The organism is Stutzerimonas stutzeri (genome assembly GCF_018138085.1).
GTDB classification, from domain to species: domain Bacteria; phylum Pseudomonadota; class Gammaproteobacteria; order Pseudomonadales; family Pseudomonadaceae; genus Stutzerimonas; species Stutzerimonas stutzeri_AI.
Genome location: NZ_CP073105.1, coordinates 1693238 through 1713010 on the forward strand (window position 1 = coordinate 1693238; position 19773 = coordinate 1713010).

Consider the following 19773-nt stretch of genomic DNA (forward strand, 5'->3'; position numbering starts at 1 on the left):
CAGCGCTAGGCGCCTGGCGGGTCGGAGCCCCTGAGCGTACGCATGTACGTGATGGGGGCCGGCCTGCCCGGCAACAACGCGCGGTCCGCTCTGGGGACCGCGACTTTCAACTACTTACTTATTGGCAGGCTTCACAGTCTGGCTCATCAATGGCACACGCCTTGGGTACCGGAGCCGGGCCGGCTGCCATCTCTGGTGCTGGCGCAGCCTTGGCCGGCGCAGCGCTGGCGCCGCTGTTGCCACCGCTGGACACGGCGTTGAGCTTGCCGGTGTTGACGGTGGACTTCTCGGTGCTGGTCGCGGCCAGGGCACGGAGGTAGTAGGTGGTTTTCAGGCCACGGTACCAGGCCATGCGGTAGGTCACGTCCAGCTTCTTGCCGCTGGCGCCGGCGATGTAGAGGTTCAGCGACTGGGCCTGGTCGATCCACTTCTGGCGGCGGCTGGCGGCATCGACGATCCACTTGGTTTCCACTTCGAAGGCGGTCGCGTAGAGGTCTTTGAGCTCCTGCGGGATGCGCTCGATCTGCTGCACGGAACCGTCGTAGTACTTGAGGTCGTTGATCATGACCGCGTCCCACAGGCCGCGCGCCTTGAGGTCGCGAACCAGGTAGGGGTTGATCACGGTGAATTCGCCCGAGAGGTTCGATTTCACGTACAGGTTCTGGTAGGTCGGCTCGATGGACTGCGACACACCGGTGATGTTGGCGATGGTCGCGGTCGGCGCGATGGCCATGATGTTCGAGTTGCGGATGCCGTTCTTGACGCGGGCGCGGACCGGCGCCCAGTCCAGGGACTCGGTCAGGTCGACGTCGATGTACTTCTGGCCACGCGCTTCGATGAGGATCTGCTGCGAATCCAGCGGCAGGATGCCCTGGCTCCACAGCGAGCCCTGGAAGCTCTGATAGGCGCCACGCTCGTCGGCCAGGTCACAGGAGGCCTGGATGGCGTAGTAGCTGACCGCTTCCATGGACTTGTCGGCGAAGTCGATGGCGGCATCGGAGCCGTAGGGGATGTGCTGCAGGTACAGCGCGTCCTGGAAGCCCATGATGCCCAGGCCCACCGGGCGGTGCTTGAAGTTGGAGTTCTGCGCCTGCGGCACCGAGTAGTAGTTGATGTCGATGACGTTATCGAGCATGCGCACGGCGGTGCGTACGGTGCGGGCGAGCTTCTCGGTGTCGAGCTTGCCGTTGACGATGTGCTTGGGCAGGTTGATCGAGCCCAGGTTGCAGACGGCGATCTCGTCCTTGTTGGTGTTCAGCGTGATCTCGGTGCAGAGGTTGGAGCTGTGCACCACGCCGACGTGCTGCTGCGGGCTGCGCAGGTTGCACGGGTCCTTGAAGGTCAGCCACGGGTGGCCGGTTTCGAACAGCATGGAGAGCATCTTGCGCCACAGGTCTTTGGCCTGCAGGGTCTTGTAGTTCTTGATCTTGCCGTATTCGATCAGGGCTTCGTAGTACTCGTAGCGCTCCTCGAAGGCCTTGCCGGTGAGGTCGTGCAGGTCGGGTACTTCGCTCGGTGAGAACAGGGTCCACTTGCCGTCGTCGAAGACGCGCTTCATGAACAAGTCCGGAATCCAGTTAGCGGTGTTCATGTCGTGGGTGCGGCGACGGTCGTCACCGGTGTTCTTGCGCAGCTCGAGAAATTCCTCGATGTCCAGGTGCCAGGTTTCGAGATACGCGCAGACCGCGCCCTTGCGCTTGCCACCTTGGTTGACCGCGACGGCGGTGTCGTTGACCACTTTCAGGAAGGGCACGACGCCCTGGGATTTGCCGTTGGTGCCCTTGATGTACGCGCCCAGCGCGCGCACCGGGGTCCAGTCGTTACCCAGGCCGCCGGCGAACTTGGAGAGCAGGGCGTTATCGCGGATGGCGTCGTAGATGCCGCCCAGGTCGTCCGGCACGGTGGTCAGGTAGCAGGAAGACAACTGCGGACGCAGGGTGCCGGCGTTGAACAGGGTTGGCGTGGAAGCCATGTAGTCGAACGACGACAGCAGGTTGTAGAACTCGATGGCGCGGGCTTCGCGCTGTTCTTCCTCGATGGCCAGGCCCATGGCGACGCGCATGAAGAAGATCTGCGGCAGCTCGAAGCGGACGTTGTCCTTGTGGATGAAGTAGCGGTCGTAGAGCGTCTGCAGGCCGAGGTAGGTGAACTGCTGGTCCTGCTCGTGGTTGATCGCGGCGCCCAGCTTGGCCAGGTCGAATTCCTTCAGGCGCGGGTCGAGCAGTTCGAACTGAACGCCTTTTTCCACGTAGGCCGGCAGCGCTTTGGCGTAGAGGTCAGCCATTTCGTGATGAGTGGCGGACTCGGCGACTTCGAGGAAGCTCAGGGCCTCGGCGCGCAGGGTGTCCATCAGCAGGCGAGCGGTGACGTAGGAGTAGTTCGGCTCACGCTCGACCAGGGTACGGGCAGTCATCACCAGGGCGGTGTTGACGTCGGTCTGCTCGACGCCGTCGTACAGGTTCTTCAGGGTTTCTTTCTGGATTAGCGCGCCATCGACTTCTTCGAGGCCTTCGCAGGCTTCGGTGATGATGGTGTTCAGGCGGCCCAGATCCAGCGGCGACAGGCTGCCGTCGGCGCGCTTGATGCGGATGCTCGGGTGGGCATCGACCGGTACGTCGACCGCGCCGCGCTTGCGCTCCTGGCTGCGCGATTCACGGTAGATCACGTAGTCGCGGGCGACTTTCTGTTCGCCGGAACGCATCAGGGCCAGTTCGACCTGGTCCTGGATTTCCTCGATATGAATGGTGCCGCCGGAGGGCATGCGGCGCTTGAAGGTAGCGGTGACCTGCTCCGTCAGGCGTGCGACGGTGTCGTGAATGCGCTTTGATGCGGCGGCGCTACCGCCTTCCACTGCGAGAAACGCCTTGGTGATAGCGACGGTGATCTTGTCATCGGTATAGGGGACGACCGTACCGTTGCGCTTGATCACGCGCAGTTGGCCCGGCGCGGTGGCGGCCAGGTCCAGCGTGCTGTCGGCGGCGTGCGGGTTCTCGCGAATGGACTCGTTCTGCATGGGGTCTCCGGATTCTCTCTGTCTCGGTAGCACGTTAGGTGTCAGGCCTGCTTTGTGGGCGGCCTTGATCGGGTCTTGCGTGTCTCGTATTGCATGAACCATGCCCCGGCGAACCGGACCATGGGTAACTCAAACTGGAAACGATCCGGCACCCGGGGAGGTGGCGAATCGAATGTGCCGAAGCATAGTCAGGCGTTGTGAAGTTCACAACCTCAAAACACAACATGTAGTGTGATGCACTTGGCGCGTGCGCTACTGCTGGGCTTGAGCAAAATCAACGTTGGGCTGCGCAGGGTCGCGGTCTGCGGCGGCGATCCATCGCGCCAGGTGCGGGCGCGAGCCGGGTAAAAACCAGAGCGAATTATTTTGCTTGCTTTTTTCGGCGTTTGTGTCTGTTTGGCTTTTGACACCCAACATATGGGGTAAAAGGCCGCTGGAGCGACACGATAGTGTCGGTTCAGGCACAGTGCAAGGCGCTGAAAATGAACAACCTGTGGATAAGATGTGGGCGAGCTGTGCGCGATAGAGGCGCAGCCCGCGCCGTTTCGGGGCTGCACGGGGTTCGGATGAAATGCGCGTCGACTGACGCATTCGGGCGCCTGGCGACGCTCCAGGAAAAACACTATATGTGGTGTTTTGTCAAAGACGGATTTATTGCGTTTTGCAGCCTTTTGGGGTGCCGTCTCGACGGAGTGGGCATGAATGCTGGCCTTTTGCCTGGAGAGCCATTGACGGTAGAGATTCGGCTAGCCGCTGCGACGGCGGCCAACAGGGGCGTCGCGTCTACCTGTGTCCTGGCTGGTCCGTGATGTCGAGGCGTTTCCCATGGCGACGCCGCACTGAATGCGGCGGCTGTCAGCAGCATGTCTACGGCTGCCATCTGGCCGCGCCCTGACGCTACAATGCCGGCCGGTGTATCGGGAGGGCGCGTGGTGGATCAAGAGTCTTGGAACATCCTGATTGTCGAAGATGACCAGCGGTTGGCCGAGCTGACCCGTGAATATCTGGAAAGTAACGGCATGCAGGTCTCGATCGAGGCGAACGGTGCCTTGGCGGCCGAGCGCATCATCGCCGAGCGGCCGGATCTAGTCGTGCTCGATCTGATGCTGCCGGGTGAGGATGGCCTGTCCATCTGCCGCAAGGTGCGCGATCGCTACGACGGCCCGATCCTGATGCTCACAGCCCGCGCCGACGACCTCGATCAGGTGCTGGGGTTGGAAATCGGTGCCGACGACTATGTCTGCAAGCCGGTCCGCCCGCGGTTGCTGCTGGCGCGTATCCGCGCGCTGCTGCGGCGTCGTGAAGGCACCGAAGCCGCGTCGCCCAGCACGACCAAGCGCATCCAGTACGGCCCGCTGGTGGTCGATAACGCGCTGCGTGAGGCCTGGTTGCGCGGCGAGGGTATCGAGCTGACCGGTGCCGAGTTCGACCTGCTCTGGCTGCTGGCGTCCAACCCGGGGCGGACCCTGTCCCGCGAACAGATCTTCGCCGAACTGCGCGGCATCGAATACGACGGCCAGGACCGTTCCATCGATGTGCGCATTTCGCGCATCCGGCCGAAGATCGGCGACGACCCGGACCATCCCCGACTGATCAAGACGGTACGTGGCAAGGGCTACCTGTTCGTTTCCGAAGCGGCCGAAGCGCTGCAGTGAATTCGATCTTCCTGCGCATCTACGGCGGTGTGCTTGCCGTGTTGGTGCTGGTCGGGCTGCTCGGGGCTGGAGGCCTGCACCTGCTCAACGAGGTGCGCGCCGATCATCATCGCGAGGCGCTCGCCGCCGGCACCTTTCGCCTGATGGCGCACAACATGAGCAGCATGACGCCCATCGAGCGGCGGCAGGCGGCGAACCTCTGGGGGCGCCTGCTGGGCATCCCGCTGCGGGTGCGCACGCTGGAAGACGTCAGCCTGGAGAGCCGCCTGGAAACCCGACTCCTGCGCGGGCAGGTGTTGGTCGAACCGCTGCGGCCGGGAAGTGTGACGATCTTTTCCCTGGTCAGCGCCGAGAACCATCTGGTACTGACCGGCGAGGTGGAGCAGCTCAGCGAACAGCTGGCGCGGGCCACCATCTACCTGTTGATCGACGAGCTGATCCGCTACCCCGAGGCCGAACAGCCCCAGCGCCTGGCCGAGCTCAAGGCCGCCCGCGGCTTTGGTTACGAGCTGGAGTTGCTGACCCGCGACAGCGCCAGCCTGGATGACGACCAGCGCCGCCGACTGGACGAGGGCGACACGGTGATGGCGCTGGTGGGCGGTGGCGAAGCCGTTCAGGTTTATGCGGCGGTGTCCGGCACTCGCTGGATCATGTCGCTGGGGCCGCTGTATCAGCTCAATCCCTATCCGCCTCAATTGCTGGTAGTGATCGGCGTGCTCGGCCTGTCCCTGATCGGGCTGACCGTCTACCTGCTGGTACGGCAACTGGAACAGCGCGTACGCGGCGTCGAGCGTGCGGCCACGCGGATTGCCGGCGGGCATCTCGAAGCGCGGGTACCGGATGCCGGAACGGATTCGGTCGGGCGCCTGGCCAAGGCTTTCAACGGGATGGCCGCTCATCTGCAGCGTCTGCTGGCGGTGCAGCGGGAGATGGTCAGCGCGGTCGCGCACGAGCTGCGCACACCGGTGGCGCGTCTGCGCTTCGGCCTGGAAATGGCCGCCGAGGCGCAGACGCCGGAAGCCCGCAGTCGATACTTAGAGGGAATGGATGGCGACATCGACGACCTCGATCGGCTGGTCGACGAGATGCTGGTCTATACGCGACTGGAACGCGGCTCGCCGGAGCTGACCTTTCAGGCGGTGGACCTCGGTGCGTTGGTGGATCAGGTGATCGGTGAGCTGGCGCCGTTGCGCGCCGATGTTCACGTCGAGCGGGGCCCCTGTACGGTTGCGGCCGATGGCGATAGCTCGGTCGAGGCCGAGCCGCATTACTTGCGTCGGGCATTGAGCAATCTGGTCACCAATGCCATGCGTCACGCCGATAGCCGCGTGCAGGTGAGTTTTGCCGTCGATGCCGAACGCGCCAGCCTGAGCGTCGACGACGACGGGCCCGGCGTGCCGGAGGAAGCCTGGGAAAAGGTCTTCACGCCCTTTCTGCGCCTGGACGACAGCCGTACGCGCGCCTCGGGCGGCCATGGGTTGGGGCTGTCCATCGTGCGGCGGATTTCCTACTGGCATGGCGGCCGCTCGCAGATTGGCCACAGCGAACTGGGCGGCGCCCGCTTCAGCCTGGTGTGGCCGCGTAGACAGACAGGGTCGCGACTCCCTGCGCAATGATCGGCCGGGGCGCGGCTCTTGAGGTTGCAGCGATGGGTTGCACCCATCCTACGGACGGAACTCATTGGCCGCGCCACGCACGTAGGATGGGTGAAACCCATCAAGCCACTGTTGCGGCCGCGTAGACAGACGGGGTCGCGGCTTCCTGCGCAGTGATTGGCCTATGCGCGGCCCTGGCGTTTGCAGGCGATGGGTTGCACCCATCCTACGAGGGAATTCATCGACCGCTCCCCACACTTAGGATGGGTGAAACCCATCAAGGCACGACTCAAGGATCCGTCGGGCTCGAAGGCAGTCAGACCGGAACGCCGACAAGGCTCAGCACATAGTCCTCGAACCGGGCGAACTGGCCGTCCAGTTCTGTGCCGGTTTTCCATTCGTCAGAGAGGTCGTTGAGCAGACGCAGGCGCGCGCGGCCGTCGGCGCCCTGGTGAATCAGCTCCGCTTCCTGGAAATAGAAGCGCGTCTTGACCAAGGGATAGAGGGCCTTGAACAGGCTTTCCTTGATCGAGAACGTCAGCGTCACGCGCAATGCCCGCTGCGTTTCGTCGAGCTCGGCCCAGCGTTGCAGTTCCCAAGGGGTGAGAATTTCCTCTGCCAGCCGCTCGGCCCGTGCGGCGGGTAGCAGCCGCTCCACATCGAGCCCGAGCCCGCGCCATTGCTCGCTGCGCGCCGCCACCACCGCGGCCCAGCCAGCGCCGTGGGTGATGGAGCCGACCACCCCGCTGGGCCAGCAGGGCGCGCGGTCTTCACCGACTGCAACAATGGACGGCACGCCGGTGGTTGTGCGCAAGGCTTCATAGGCGCAGATGCGCCCGGCCAGAAACTCCGTCTGGCGTTTGTTGACCGCCTTCATCGGCGGGATGCCCCAGCGGACGAAATCTTCCGGATCGAGCCGGTCAGGATCGAAACGGGTGCTTAGCAGCCGTACGCCGGAAAGGGCGAACGGCAGCGGCCAGTGATCCTGCAGCGGCGTGCAACAGGCGGGATGTCGGGGAGGGCGGTTCATGCCGGTCAGTGTGCCTCAGCGAGGTGGCAACGTGCAGGGGGGGTGAATCTTTGCTTCGACCTGTTCGCGAGCCAGCTCGCCTGTACGGCTATGGCTTCTGTAGGAGCGGGCTCTGCCCGCGATCGGCGGTCCGGTGTGTGCCGAGGCTACGAGTCGCAGGCAGAGCCTGCTCCTACAGTAAACGTCGGGATAACCGAACCACGATAGTTCGGCCGACGATCGACCATGCCTCAATAGCCATATTTTGCGAGCCAGCTCGCCTGTACGGCTATGGCTTCTGTAGGAGCGGGCTCTGCCCGCGATCGGCGGTCCGGTGTGTGCCGAGGCCACGGATAAAACGTGGCGGCAGGCGGATCAGTTGCCTTCCGGCCGGGCGAGGATTCTGGGAGCGGCTTCGATGATCTGCCGCGACAGGTTCTCCATCCGCGGCGACTGGACTTTCCAGGTGTGCCAGTAAAGCGAGATGTCCAGCGGTGCATCGGCAGCCAGGTCGACCACCGCACCCTGGGCCAGCGCGTCATGCAGCAGCGGTTCCGGCACCATGCCATAGCCCAGCCCGTAGCGGATCGCATTGAAGCGCGGCTCGGCGCCGGGCACATAGTGGCAGGGGTAGGCGCCCTCGGGCAGGCCCAGCTCGCGCAGCAGGAAAGACGAGGTCAGGCGATCCTTGCGGGTGTAGGCGACCACGGGCGCCTTGCGCGCGGCATTGCGGTTCATCCCGTAGGGGAAGTATTGCTGGCGAAACGCGGCGGACGCGACCAGACGATAGCGCATGCTGCCCAGCGGGCTCGCCGTACAGCCACGCATTGGCTTGGGTTCGGTGCTGATGCAGCCGATCGCCAGGCCCGTCTCGAGCAGGCTGTAGGTATGGTCCTGGTCCTCGACCGTCAGGTCCAGCAGCACCCGTTCACGAATCAGCACGTCGGCCAGGGCCGGGAAAAACCAGGTGCCGAGGCTGTCGACGTTAAGGGCGGCCACCACCACCAGCGCCGCATCGCTGCGCTCGGCCAGATCCGCCATCAGGTCGGCTTCGAGCAAGGCGGCGCGCTTGAGGTACTGCAACAGCCGCTGACCGGTTTCGGTCGGGCGACAGGGCCGGCTACGCACTACCAATGCATTGCCCAGGGCGCTTTCCAGGGCGCGCACGCGCTGCGAAATTGCCGGCGGCGTCAGGTGCAGGCGCAGCGCCGCTTGCTCGAAGCTGCCGGTTTTGATGACCGCGCGAAAGGCTTCGGTCTGTTTGGGGTCGAGATTCAAGCCCTCGGTCCTCAGGTTAAGTAAATATTTGCATAGCCTAATTTTGCTAAATCACACCGATTAAACCCGAGTGTGCCCCATAATTGCGCGCTTTCCTCTCGCCTGCCCCTTTGGAGTTCCGCTGTGACGCTGCTGCACATCATCTACCTGATCGCCATTACGGCCGAAGCCATGTCCGGCGCCATCATGGGCATGCGCCGGGGCATGGACCTGTTCGGCATCTGCATGCTGGGCACGGTCACTGCGCTGGGCGGCGGCACGGCGCGTGATGTGCTGCTGGGGCACTATCCGATCGGCTGGATTGCTCATCCCGAGTATCTGGGTTTCACGGTCGGCGCGGCCATTGTCACCGCCATGATCGCTCGGCACATGCATCATCTGCGGCAGGTGTTTCTGCTGGTCGACGGCCTGGGCCTGGTGGCTTTCACGGTCATCGGTTGCGGCGTGGCGATGGACATGGGGGCGCATCTGTCGATCGTCGTGCTGGCCGGAGTGATTACCGGCGTGTTCGGCGGGCTGCTGCGCGACATCCTCTGCAACCGGGTACCGATGGTGCTGCGGCGTGAACTGTATGCCACGGTGGCGCTGTTCACCGGCGTGCTCTACGTCAGCTTGCTATGGCTGGGTGTCGGTAACTCCATCGCTTCGCTCGCCACGCTCTGTGCCGGTTTCCTGTTCCGGGTGCTGGCGATGACCTTCCAGTGGAAACTTCCCCATTTCCAGGTGCGCGACATTCGCGGGCTGGACTGACCGCCACGGTCCACCCGGCCCGGCATCGGCCCGGCATCGGCCCGGCATCGGCCAGTTTCCTTCCGACGGTCGCCGGCTCTGGTATGCAGATTCCAGGCTGGCGAGCCGCTACACTAGCGGCCTGGCAACCAGGGGAATGGATCCGTGCTGAAAGACCTAGGAATCAAGAGTCGCGTGCTGGTGCTGATACTGCTGCCCAGCACGGTGCTGGCGGTGGCGCTGGGCGTCTACTTCACGTGGATGCAGTTGTCGGAAATGCGCCACCAGCTCGACGAGCGCGGCAAGCTCATCGCCGAACAGCTGGCTCCCCTGGCGGCGCCGGCGATGGCTCAGGGCTATGGCAAGCGCCTGCAGCGAATCCTCAACCAGGTGCTGGACCAGCCGGACGTACGCGCGGTAACGGTGCTCGACGCCGAGCGCTATCAGCAGGCCCACGCCGGGCCGAACATGATCACCCCCTCGCCGCCGACGGACCCCGAGGCGCTGACCCAGGTCAGCAGCGTCGACACCACGCGCATCCTCCTGCCGGTACTCGGCAAGCATCTGAACCTCGCCACGGACAACCCGAACGACGATCTTCGTCCGATCGGTTGGCTGGAGCTGGAGCTGTCGCACCAGGGCACCTTGCTGCGCGGTTATCGCAGCCTGTTCACCAGCCTGCTGCTGATCGGGGCGGGGTTGATCATCACCGCACTGCTGGCGCTGCGCATGAGTACCGCGATCAGCAAACCCCTGCACAAGGTCAAGGTGGCGGTGGCGCAGCTCAAGGATGGCTACCTGGAAACCCGGCTGCCGCCGCTCGGCAGCCATGAAATGGATGAGGTCGCGGCGGGCATCAACCGCATGGCCGAGGCGTTGCTCAGTGCGCGCGAGGAGTTGCAGCAGAGCATCGACCAGGCCACCGAGGACGTGCAGCAGAACCTCGAAACCATCGAGATCCAGAACATCGAACTGGACCTGGCGCGCAAGGAGGCCCTGGAGGCCAGCCGCATCAAGTCCGAGTTCCTGGCCAACATGAGCCATGAGATCCGCACCCCGCTCAACGGCATCCTCGGCTTCACCCACCTGCTGCAGAAAAGCGACCTGACGCCGCGTCAGCAGGATTACCTATCGACCATCGAAAAGTCCGCCGACAGCCTGCTCGGGATCATCAACGAGATTCTCGACTTCTCGAAGATCGAGGCCGGCAAGCTGGTGCTCGACAGCATCCCGTTCAACCTGCGCGATCTGATCGAGGACACCCTGACCATTCTCGGCCCGGCGGCGCACGCCAAGCATCTGGAGCTGGTCAGCCTGATCTATCGCGATACGCCGCTGTCACTGATCGGTGATCCGCTGCGCATCAAGCAGGTGCTGACCAACCTGGTCAGCAATGCCATCAAGTTCACCAACGAAGGCACGGTGGTCGTCCGGGCCATGGTCGAGGACGAGCGTGCCGATCGTGCGCAGCTGCGCATCAGCGTGCAGGACACCGGCATCGGCCTCACGGATCAGGACCTGCGCGCGCTGTTCCAGGCATTCAGCCAGGCGGACAACTCGCTGTCGCGCCAGCCGGGCGGGACCGGACTCGGGCTGGTGATTTCCAAGCGCCTGATCGAGCAGATGGGCGGCGAAATCGGAGTCGACAGCATTCCGGAGGAGGGCTCCGAGTTTTGGATCAGCCTGAGCCTGCCCAAGGCCCGTGACGATATCGAAGATCTGCCGCGTGCGGCGCTGCTGGGGCGGCGGGTCGGCCTGCTCGAGCAGCATCCGCTGGCCCGCCAGGCGTTGCAGCATCAGCTGGAAAGCTGCGGGCTGGAGGTCTTGCCGTTCGATTCCCTGGACCTGTTGCAGGGTGCGGTGGCCGGAGCGCAAGCGAGCGAGCAACCCATCGAGATCGCTGTGCTCGGCGTTAGCCACCGTGAAATCCCGCCGCAGCAGTTATGCCAGCGGCTATGGGATTTCGAGGCGTTGGGCTGCAAATGCGTGGTGCTCAGCCCGACCAGCGAACAGGCGCAGTACCACGAAGCGCTGCCCGAGTCCCATACCCATGCGCAGCTGCAGAGCAAACCGGCGTGCACCCGCAAGTTGCAACGGGTGCTGCTGGATCTGCTGCGCCCGCCGCAAGCGCTGGGCGAGAGCCTTGCGCTGCCCGAAACACGCCCGCCGCGCGTCCTTTGCGTCGATGACAACCCGGCTAACCTGTTGCTGCTCGAAACCCTGCTCACCGACATGGGCGGAGACGTCGATGCGGTGAGCAGCGGGGCCGACGCACTGGAGGCGGTCAAGCGCAAGTCCTTCGACCTGGTATTCATGGACGTGCAGATGCCGGGGATGGACGGGCGCCAGGCCACCGAGGCGATCCGCCAGTGGGAAGTCGAGAACGGCCAGCCACCGTTGCCGGTGATCGCGCTCACTGCGCATGCGCTATCCAACGAAAAGCGTTCGCTGTTGCAGAGCGGGCTGGACGACTACCTGACCAAGCCCATCAGCGAGCGGCAACTGGCCCAGGTCATCTTGAAATGGACGGGGCTGCCGCTTGCGCGAAGCTTTCTCGCCGCGCCGGCCGAAGTGCTGCTGCCGGAAAATGATCTCAAGGTGCTGGACGCCGAGGAGGGACTGCGCCTGGCCGCCGGCAAGGCCGATCTGGCGGCGGATATGCTGAGCATGCTGCTGGCGTCGCTGGAGGATGACCGGCAGATCATTCGCCAGGCGCGCCAGGCCAATGACCGGCAAGCGATGATCGATCGCGTGCACCGCTTGCATGGCGCCACGCGCTACTGCGGCGTTCCACAGCTACGGGCCGCCTGCGAGCGCAGCGAGACACTGCTCAAGCAGAACCACCCGAGCGCGGCCCAAGCAATGGACGAACTCGACAACGCCATCGAGCGCCTGGAAGTCGAAGCCCGCGTCGTCTAGCGCGGCATCGCCACCCATTCATTCGCCCCGAGGTCGGGCCTCCCACAAAAAAGCGGGCCTGAGCACGGCTTCATGTGGGAGCCCCCCGCGGCGAATGGGCTCGACGCAAGCACGAGGCCCGGCGTGGTCCGGTCAGCGGTGCCAACCCATTCGGCCCGAGGTCGAGCCTCCTACAGGAGACGAGGCCTGAACGCCGCCCTTGTGGGAGTCGCGCCCTCGCGGCGAATGGGCTCGGCGCGCACGTGCGGCGCGGTTGATCTGATCAGATGCTCCCAACATCGTCCGCCCCGAGGTCAGGTCTCCCATAAAAAAGGTGAGCTGAGCACCGCTTTCGTGGGAGGCGCGCCCCGCGGCGAATGTGCTCGGCGCGCACAAGAGGCTCGGGTGACCGATAAGGTGGGCCCAATCCTGTCCGCCCCGAGATCGGCGCCCCAAAAAACAAGCTGGGCCTAAGCACGGCTTCATGTTGGAGCCGCGCCCCCGCGGCGAGGGCTCGATGCAAGCACGAGGCGCGGCGTGATCCACTCAGGCGTGCCTAATCCCATTCGGCCTCGAGATCGGGCCCCACAAAAAAGATGGCCCTGAGCACGGCTTTTGGGAGGCGCGCCTCGCGGCGAACGGGCTCTGCGCCACCCGTGGGCTATTCGCCCATCACCACGCCTTCGCGCCGCGGATCGGCGCCGCCGAACCAACCGCTGCTGGTGCGTTGTATTGCCTGCAATCCGCTGGTCATCTCGGCTTCGTTGACCTGATGCCCACGGGCTTCGAGCGCCTTCACCGTGGCCTCGGGGAAGCGGCCGGCTTCGAGAACGGTCGGGCCATTGAAGCTGCCGAAGTTCGGCAGGTCTATTGCCCGCTGTGCATCCAGGCCCCAGCCATACATGCCCAGCAGGGTCTTGGCGGTGAAGTGAATGATCGCCGCGCCGCCGGGCGAACCGACGCTGGCCAGGAACTGGTCGCCCGCGGCGTTGAATACCAGGGTCGGGCTCATGCTGGAGCGGGGACGCTTGTTCGGCTCGACCCGGTTGGCCACCGGTGTGCCTTGCGCGTCACGCGGCTCGAAGGCGAAGTCGGTCAGTTCGTTGTTCAGCAGGTAGCCGCCGGGCAGGCCGGTACCGCCGTCGTTGAGCAGGCGCGAGCCGAAAGCCTGTTCGATGGTGGTGGTCATCGCCAGGGCATTGCCTTGCTCGTCGACGATGCTGATATGGCTGGTGCCATATTCCGGCTGCTCGCGCTGCGGGGCGAAGGCGAGCGGCATATCGCCCGGGTCGCCGGCTTCGGCGGTGCCCATGCTGCGCGGGCCGATCAGCTCGGCGCGCTGCTTGAGGTACTTGGGCGCCAGCATGCTGTTCCAGGTGCGCCCCGGCACTGGGACGAAATCAGGGTCGGCGATGTACTTGGCCCGGTCCGCGTAGGCCAGGCGCGAGGCCTCGGTGTAGCGGTGCAGAAACTCTGCCGATGGCACGCCCTGATCCAGCGCCGGCAGCGGCGACAACTGCTCGAGTATCCCCAGGATCTGCATCTGTGTGAGGTGCCCGGAGGATGGCGGTGGGAATCCGCAGACCTGATAACGCTGCTGCCAAAGGTTGCACAGCGCATCGCGTTGGCGCGGTTGATAGACCTCCAGATCGCTCAGGGTCATGGCACCGGCGTTGTCCTGTTCATTGACCTGCTGGACCAGCGCCTGGGCGTTGGCTCCGCGGTAGAAAGCGTCGCTGCCGTTGTCGGCGATGTTGCGCAGCAACTGGGCCAACGCTGGGTTGCGCAGGCGATGGCCCGCTGGCCACGGCGTCCCGTCGGGCTGGTAGTAAAAGGCCGCCGAGGGTGGGTTGTTGCGAAGCGCCGGATCGCTGGCGAGCAGGCCATGCAGCCGTGGACTGATTTCGAAGCCGTCTTCGGCCAGGCGAATGGCCGGCTGCAGCAGGTCCCGCCAGGGCAGTTTGCCGAACTGCCGGTGCGCCTGCTCGAGCATCTTGACGGTGCCCGGAACTCCCACCGAGCGACCGCCTACAACGGCCTGCTGAAAGTCCATCGGGGTGCCGTCGGCCTTCATGAACAGGTTTTCGTCCACCGCGGCAGGGGCGGTTTCACGCCCATCCAGCGCCGTTACCTGCGCGCCATCCCAATACAGCAGAAAGGCGCCGCCGCCGAGCCCGCTGGACTGCGGTTCGACCAGACTCAAGACCATCTGCACGGCGACTGCGGCATCCAGCGCGCTGCCGCCGGCCTTGAGAATCTGGTACCCCGCCTCGGTGGCCAGGGGGTTGGCCGCAGCCACGGCGAAGCGCTCCGTTGCCCAGCCGGGTTTGGCGTTGTAGCCACTGGAGGCCTCAGGGGCGGGCGGGATGCGGTTGGCGGAGTCGGGGGCGGAACAGCCGGCCAAGCCGGTGAGCAGAAAGGTGAAGACCAGTGCGAGCGGGCCGAGCGGCATGGGCGGGTTCCTTGTGGACGCGGGATAGACGTGTTGCTTATAGACCTAGACTACTGACCACTATCTGCCAAGCTCGATCGCTACGTTTGTTCCGCACCGCGTTCTTTCGCTTGGGCTTCGACGCAGGCCGAGTGGTCTGCCCGTGCCCGGTCGTTGCCGGTATCATGTGCGCCTTCCAAATGCCGCTCGGTTCATCGACGCCATGACAATTCAGTACCCGACCATTGCCGATTGCGTCGGCAACACGCCCCTGGTTCGCCTGCAGCGACTGCCCGGCGAAACCAGCAACACCATCCTGGTCAAACTCGAGGGCAACAACCCCGCCGGCTCGGTCAAGGATCGCCCGGCGCTGTCGATGATCGCCCGGGCCGAAGCGCGTGGCGACATCAAGCCCGGCGATACCCTGATCGAAGCCACCTCCGGCAATACCGGCATCGCGTTGGCCATGGCCGCGGCCATCAAAGGCTACAAGTTCGTGCTGATCATGCCGGACAACTCCAGCGCCGAGCGCAAGGCGGCGATGACCGCCTACGGCGCCGAGCTGATTCTGGTGAGCAAGGAAGAAGGCATGGAGGGCGCTCGCGACCTGGCGGTCAAGATGGCGGCCGAAGGGCGCGGCAAGGTGCTCGATCAGTTCGCTAATGGCGATAACCCCGAGGCGCATTACAGCAGTACCGGCCCCGAGCTCTGGCAGCAGACCGGCGGTGGCATCACCCATTTCGTCAGCTCCATGGGCACCACCGGCACCATCATGGGCGTGTCGCGCTACCTCAAGGAGCAGAATCCGGCGGTCCAGATCATCGGCCTGCAGCCGATGGAAGGCGCATCGATTCCCGGCATCCGCCGCTGGCCGCAGGAATACCTGCCGAAAATCTACCAGTCCGAGCGTGTCGACCGCATCGTCGACATGTCGCAGGACGAGGCCGAGCGCGTCATGCGCCGCCTGGCCCGCGAAGAGGGCATCTTCTGTGGTGTGTCGTCCGGCGGTGCGGTGGCGGCTGCGCTGCGCCTGTCCGAGGAAGTCGAGAACGCAGTGATTGTCGCGATCATCTGCGACCGGGGCGACCGCTACCTGTCGACGGGCGTGTATGACGAACCCAATTGACCCGTCCACGCCCAGTCAAGGCGGTATTCGCTAATGGCCAAACGTAGCGGCGGTTTGCGCTTCCAGCCCAGTGGTGGCGAGAAGAAGCCGCAGATCCCGACCGGCAAGAAACAGCGGCTGGGTATCGAGCGGCTGGCCAATGATGGTCGTGGCATTGGCTTTATCGAAGGACGTACCTGGTTCGTCGAGGGCGCCTTGCCTGGCGAAACGGTCGAGGCGCGGGTGCTGGGCGCGCGCAGCCAGGTCGTCGAGGCGCGTAGCGAGCGGGTGCTGACCGCCAGCGAGCAGCGCCGCCTGGAACCCTGTCCTCACGCGCGCGTCTGCGGAGGCTGCAACCTGCAGCATCTGCCCGCAGGCGACCAGCTCGCCCTGAAACAGCGCAGTCTCGCCGAACAGCTGTCACGCCTGGCGAACATCGAGCCGACAACCTGGGCGGCGCCGCTCAGCGGCCCGGAGTTCGGCTATCGACGGCGCGCCAGGCTGGCGGTGCGCTGGGATAACAAGGACCGCCGCCTTGACGTCGGTTTCCGGGCCAGTGCCAGCCAGGACATCGTCGCTATCCGTGAATGCCATGTGCTGGTACAGCCCTTGCAGGCGCTGCTGCCGGCATTGCTGACGACGCTGCACGCGATGGACAAGCCTCAGGTGATCGGTCACCTGGAATTGTTCAGCGGCACCGCCGAGGCTGTGCTGGTGCGCCACACGGCTGCGCTGGCGGCGACGGATCTGCAGCGTCTGGAGACCTTCGCCCGGGAACAGGGCGTGCAGCTGTGGCTGCAGGGCGAAGGAGGGCCTCAGCCGTTGGAGCCCGCCTACACGCTGGGCTACCGGTTGCCGGCCTGGGATCTGGAGCTGGCCTGGCGGCCGGGCGACTTCGTCCAGGTCAACGCTCCGGTGAACGGGGCGATGGTGGCGCAGGCACTGGAATGGCTGGCACCGCAAGCGGGCGAACGGGTGCTGGACCTGTTCAGTGGGTTGGGGAATTTCACCTTGCCCTTGGCGCGTATCGGTGCGCAGGTGGTGGCGGTGGAAGGCAGCGAGCAGATGGTCGAGCGCGCCCGCACCAATGCGGAGCATAATGGTCTGGATGGGGCGCACTTTTATCAGGCGGACCTGTCGAAGCCGCTTGTCGAGGCGCAGTGGGCCGAGGGTGGCTTCGCGGCGGTCCTGCTCGACCCGCCACGTGACGGGGCGCTGGAAATAGTCCGGCAGATGACGACTTTAGGCGCAAGGCGCGTGGTCTATGTTTCATGCAACCCTGCGACACTGGCGCGTGATGCGGCCGAGCTCGTTCGTCAGGGGTATCGACTCGAGCGGGCCGGCGTGCTGGACATGTTTCCACAAACCGTCCACGTCGAAGCGATGGCGCTGTTCGAGCGGCCGGCGTAGCGCGGAATTTTCGGCAGGCGATAGGCCTGCGGTTCAATCGACCGGCTCCGAGAAAGCCGGCGTATGACGCATACGATGCGTAGAAGGGAAGGTAGATAGATGGTCCAGGTCAGAGCGCTTCAGCCGATCAACACCGACGGCAGTATCAATCTCGAAGGCTGGCTCGATCATGTGCTGGGGATGGACCCGGCACTCGACCGCGACGCACTCAAGCAGGCCTGCGAGTTCGCCCGAGCGGCCGAACAGCAGGCCAACGCGGCGCAGAATCTGTGGAGCGAAGGTACCTCCAGTTACCAGACGGGGCTGGAGATCGCCGAGATACTGGCCGATCTCAAGCTCGACCAGGACAGCCTGGTGGCCGCGGTGATCTATCGTGGTGTACGCGAAGGCAAGATCCAGCTGGCCGAGGTCCATCAGCTGTTCGGCCCGGTGGTCGCCAAGCTGATCGAAGGGGTGCTGCGCATGGCCGCCATCAGTGCCAGCCTCAACCCGCGCGAGTCGCTGGTGCTGGGCACCCAGACCCAGGTGGAAAACCTGCGCAAGATGCTGGTGGCGATGGTCGACGACGTGCGCGTCGCGCTGATCAAGCTGGCCGAGCGCACCTGCGCCATCCGCGCGGTGAAGAACGCCGATGACGACAAACGCCATCGCGTTGCCCGCGAGGTCTTCGACATCTACGCACCGCTGGCTCATCGCCTGGGCATTGGGCACATCAAGTGGGAGCTGGAGGATTTGTCCTTCCGCTACCTCGAGCCCGAGCAATACAAGCAGATCGCCCAGCTGCTGCACGAGCGACGCCTCGATCGCGAGCAGTACATCCAGAACGTGGTGCAGCAGCTCAAGGACGAATTGACCGCCACCGGCATCCATCCGGAGATCGACGGGCGTGCCAAGCACATCTATTCGATCTGGCGGAAGATGCAGAAGAAAGGTCTGCAGTTCAGCCAGATCTACGACGTTCGCGCCGTGCGAGTACTGGTGCCCGAAGTTCGCGACTGCTACACCGCGCTGGGCATCGTGCACACCCTGTGGCGGCACATTCCCAAGGAATTTGACGACTACATCGCCAACCCCAAGGAAAACGGCTATCGCTCGCTGCACACCGCCGTGCTCGGACCGGAAGGCAAGGTACTGGAAGTGCAGATCCGCACCCAGGCCATGCACGAGGAAGCCGAACTGGGCGTCTGCGCGCACTGGCGTTACAAGGGCACGGACGTCAATTCCAGTTCCAACCACTATGAAGAGAAGATCGCCTGGCTGCGTCAGGTGCTCGAATGGCACGAAGAGCTGGGCGATATCGGCGGGCTGGCCGATCAGCTGCGTGTGGATATCGAGCCCGACCGCGTCTACGTCTTCACCCCGGACGGCCATGCCATCGACCTGCCCAAGGGTGCCACGCCGCTGGACTTCGCCTACCGCGTGCACACCGAGATCGGCCACAACTGCCGCGGCGCCAAGATCAATGGGCGCATCGTGCCGCTCAACTACAGCCTGCAGACCGGCGAGCAGGTCGAAATCATCACCAGCAAGCACGGCTCGCCAAGCCGGGACTGGCTGAACCCGAACCTAGGCTACATCACCACCTCGCGCTCGCGGGCGAAGATCGTCCACTGGTTCAAGCTCCAGGCCCGCGATCAGAATGTCGCGGCCGGCAAGGCGCTGCTCGAGCGCGAGCTGGGTCGTCTCGACCTGCCGCCGGTGGACTTCGACAAGCTGGCGGAAAAGGCCAACCTGAAGACCGCCGAGGATATGTTCGCCGCGCTCGGTGCCGGTGACCTGCGTCTGGCGCAGCTGGTCAACCAAGCGCAGCAGTTAGTGGAGCCGGATAGTCATGCGGCCGATCAGCTCGAACTGATCCCTCGCCGCCCCACCAGCACCAAGCCGGGCAAGCGTGGCGATGTGCAGATCCAGGGCGTCGGCAACCTGCTGACGCAGATGGCCGGCTGCTGCCAGCCACTGCCGGGCGACCCCATCGTCGGCTACATCACCCTGGGCCGCGGGGTCAGTATCCATCGCCAGGATTGCGCCTCGGTGCTGCAACTGGCCGGGCGCGAACCGGAGCGGATCATCCAGGTCAGCTGGGGTCCGATCCCGGAGAAAACCTACCCGGTCGACATCACCATCCGCGCCTACGATCGTTCCGGGTTGCTGCGTGACGTTTCGCAGATCCTGCTCAACGAGCGGATCAACGTGCTGGCCGTCAACACCCGTTCGAACAAGGAAGACAGTACGGCGCAGATGACCCTGACCATCGAGATCCCCGGGCTGGATGCGTTGGGACGGTTGCTGAGCCGGATCTCTCAGTTGCCCAATATCATCGAGGCCAAACGCCAACGCACTGCCTGACCTGCTGCGCTCGGCCATACGGCGTTGCAAGCCTGCTGAAAAATGCTCATTGGCAACAGCCAACTCCGCTTTTTCGGTTGGGCTTCGCCTAGCCAGCTCTTCGCTCGCGACGCTCGGGGCCAGACGCACGAACGAGGTATATCGGAGATGGCAGCCAACTCCGCTTTTTCAGCAGGCTGCGCCTTGTCTGGCCTTCGCTCGCAACGCTCGGGTAGCTGGAAAAGCTCGTAACACCGTAGGGTGGGTGTCACTTTTTTACATCCACCATGACGACGCTGCGGTGGATGGGTGAAGCGTCATCCAC

Annotated in this window: 11 protein-coding genes; 7 read left to right on the forward strand and 4 right to left on the reverse strand. The window is 64.5% G+C overall.

Annotated features, from left to right (window positions below):
* Positions 1–118: 118 nt before the first annotated feature.
* Entirely contained in the window at positions 119–3013 is a 2895-nt protein-coding gene (locus tag KCX70_RS07950) for a ribonucleoside-diphosphate reductase subunit alpha (protein ID WP_212619826.1), read from the reverse strand.
* A gap of 932 nt (positions 3014–3945) precedes the next feature.
* On the opposite strand from KCX70_RS07950, the gene KCX70_RS07955 reads away from it, so the two are divergent.
* Entirely contained in the window at positions 3946–4668 is a 723-nt protein-coding gene (locus tag KCX70_RS07955; RefSeq protein ID WP_102846165.1) for a winged helix-turn-helix domain-containing protein, read from the forward strand.
* Positions 4665–6284, forward strand: a complete 1620-nt coding sequence (locus KCX70_RS07960) for an ATP-binding protein (protein WP_102846164.1) — start codon at positions 4665–4667, stop codon at positions 6282–6284. Before KCX70_RS07955 ends, KCX70_RS07960 begins: the two co-directional genes overlap by 4 nt.
* A gap of 295 nt (positions 6285–6579) precedes the next feature.
* On the opposite strand, the gene KCX70_RS07965 is transcribed toward KCX70_RS07960, so the two are convergent.
* Both KCX70_RS07965 and KCX70_RS07970 read right to left on the reverse strand, forming a co-directional pair.
* Positions 6580–7293 (reverse strand): 4'-phosphopantetheinyl transferase family protein, encoded by a 714-nt coding sequence (locus KCX70_RS07965; protein WP_102846163.1) that lies wholly within the window; start codon positions 7291–7293, stop codon positions 6580–6582.
* A 354-nt stretch (positions 7294–7647) separates the two neighbouring features.
* A complete protein-coding gene (locus KCX70_RS07970; RefSeq protein ID WP_102846162.1) occupies positions 7648–8550 on the reverse strand; it encodes an HTH-type transcriptional regulator ArgP in 903 nt (300 codons plus the stop codon).
* Positions 8551–8673: 123 nt separating this feature from the next.
* Between KCX70_RS07970 and KCX70_RS07975 the strand changes: the two genes are divergently transcribed.
* Entirely contained in the window at positions 8674–9300 is a 627-nt protein-coding gene (locus KCX70_RS07975; protein WP_102846161.1) for a trimeric intracellular cation channel family protein, read from the forward strand.
* Between the two features lie 144 nt (positions 9301–9444).
* Positions 9445–12198, forward strand: a complete 2754-nt coding sequence (locus tag KCX70_RS07980) for a response regulator (RefSeq protein ID WP_212619827.1) — start codon at positions 9445–9447, stop codon at positions 12196–12198.
* A 640-nt stretch (positions 12199–12838) separates the two neighbouring features.
* On the opposite strand, the gene ggt is transcribed toward KCX70_RS07980, so the two are convergent.
* Positions 12839–14629, reverse strand: coding sequence for a gamma-glutamyltransferase (gene ggt, locus KCX70_RS07985; RefSeq protein ID WP_212619828.1), 1791 nt, complete (start codon positions 14627–14629; stop codon positions 12839–12841).
* A gap of 202 nt (positions 14630–14831) precedes the next feature.
* On the opposite strand from ggt, the gene cysM reads away from it, so the two are divergent.
* The 3 genes from cysM (at position 14832) to relA (ending at position 19469) form a co-directional block, all read left to right on the forward strand.
* Positions 14832–15734, forward strand: coding sequence for a cysteine synthase CysM (gene cysM / locus KCX70_RS07990; protein WP_021207671.1), 903 nt, complete (start codon positions 14832–14834; stop codon positions 15732–15734).
* 33 nt (positions 15735–15767) lie between these two features.
* On the forward strand, positions 15768–17123 hold the full coding sequence (gene rlmD / locus KCX70_RS07995) for a 23S rRNA (uracil(1939)-C(5))-methyltransferase RlmD (protein WP_212619829.1): 1356 nt from the start codon (positions 15768–15770) through the stop codon (positions 17121–17123).
* Positions 17124–17222: 99 nt separating this feature from the next.
* Positions 17223–19469, forward strand: a complete 2247-nt coding sequence (gene relA / locus KCX70_RS08000; RefSeq protein WP_021207673.1) for a GTP diphosphokinase — start codon at positions 17223–17225, stop codon at positions 19467–19469.
* Positions 19470–19773 lie beyond the last annotated feature (304 nt).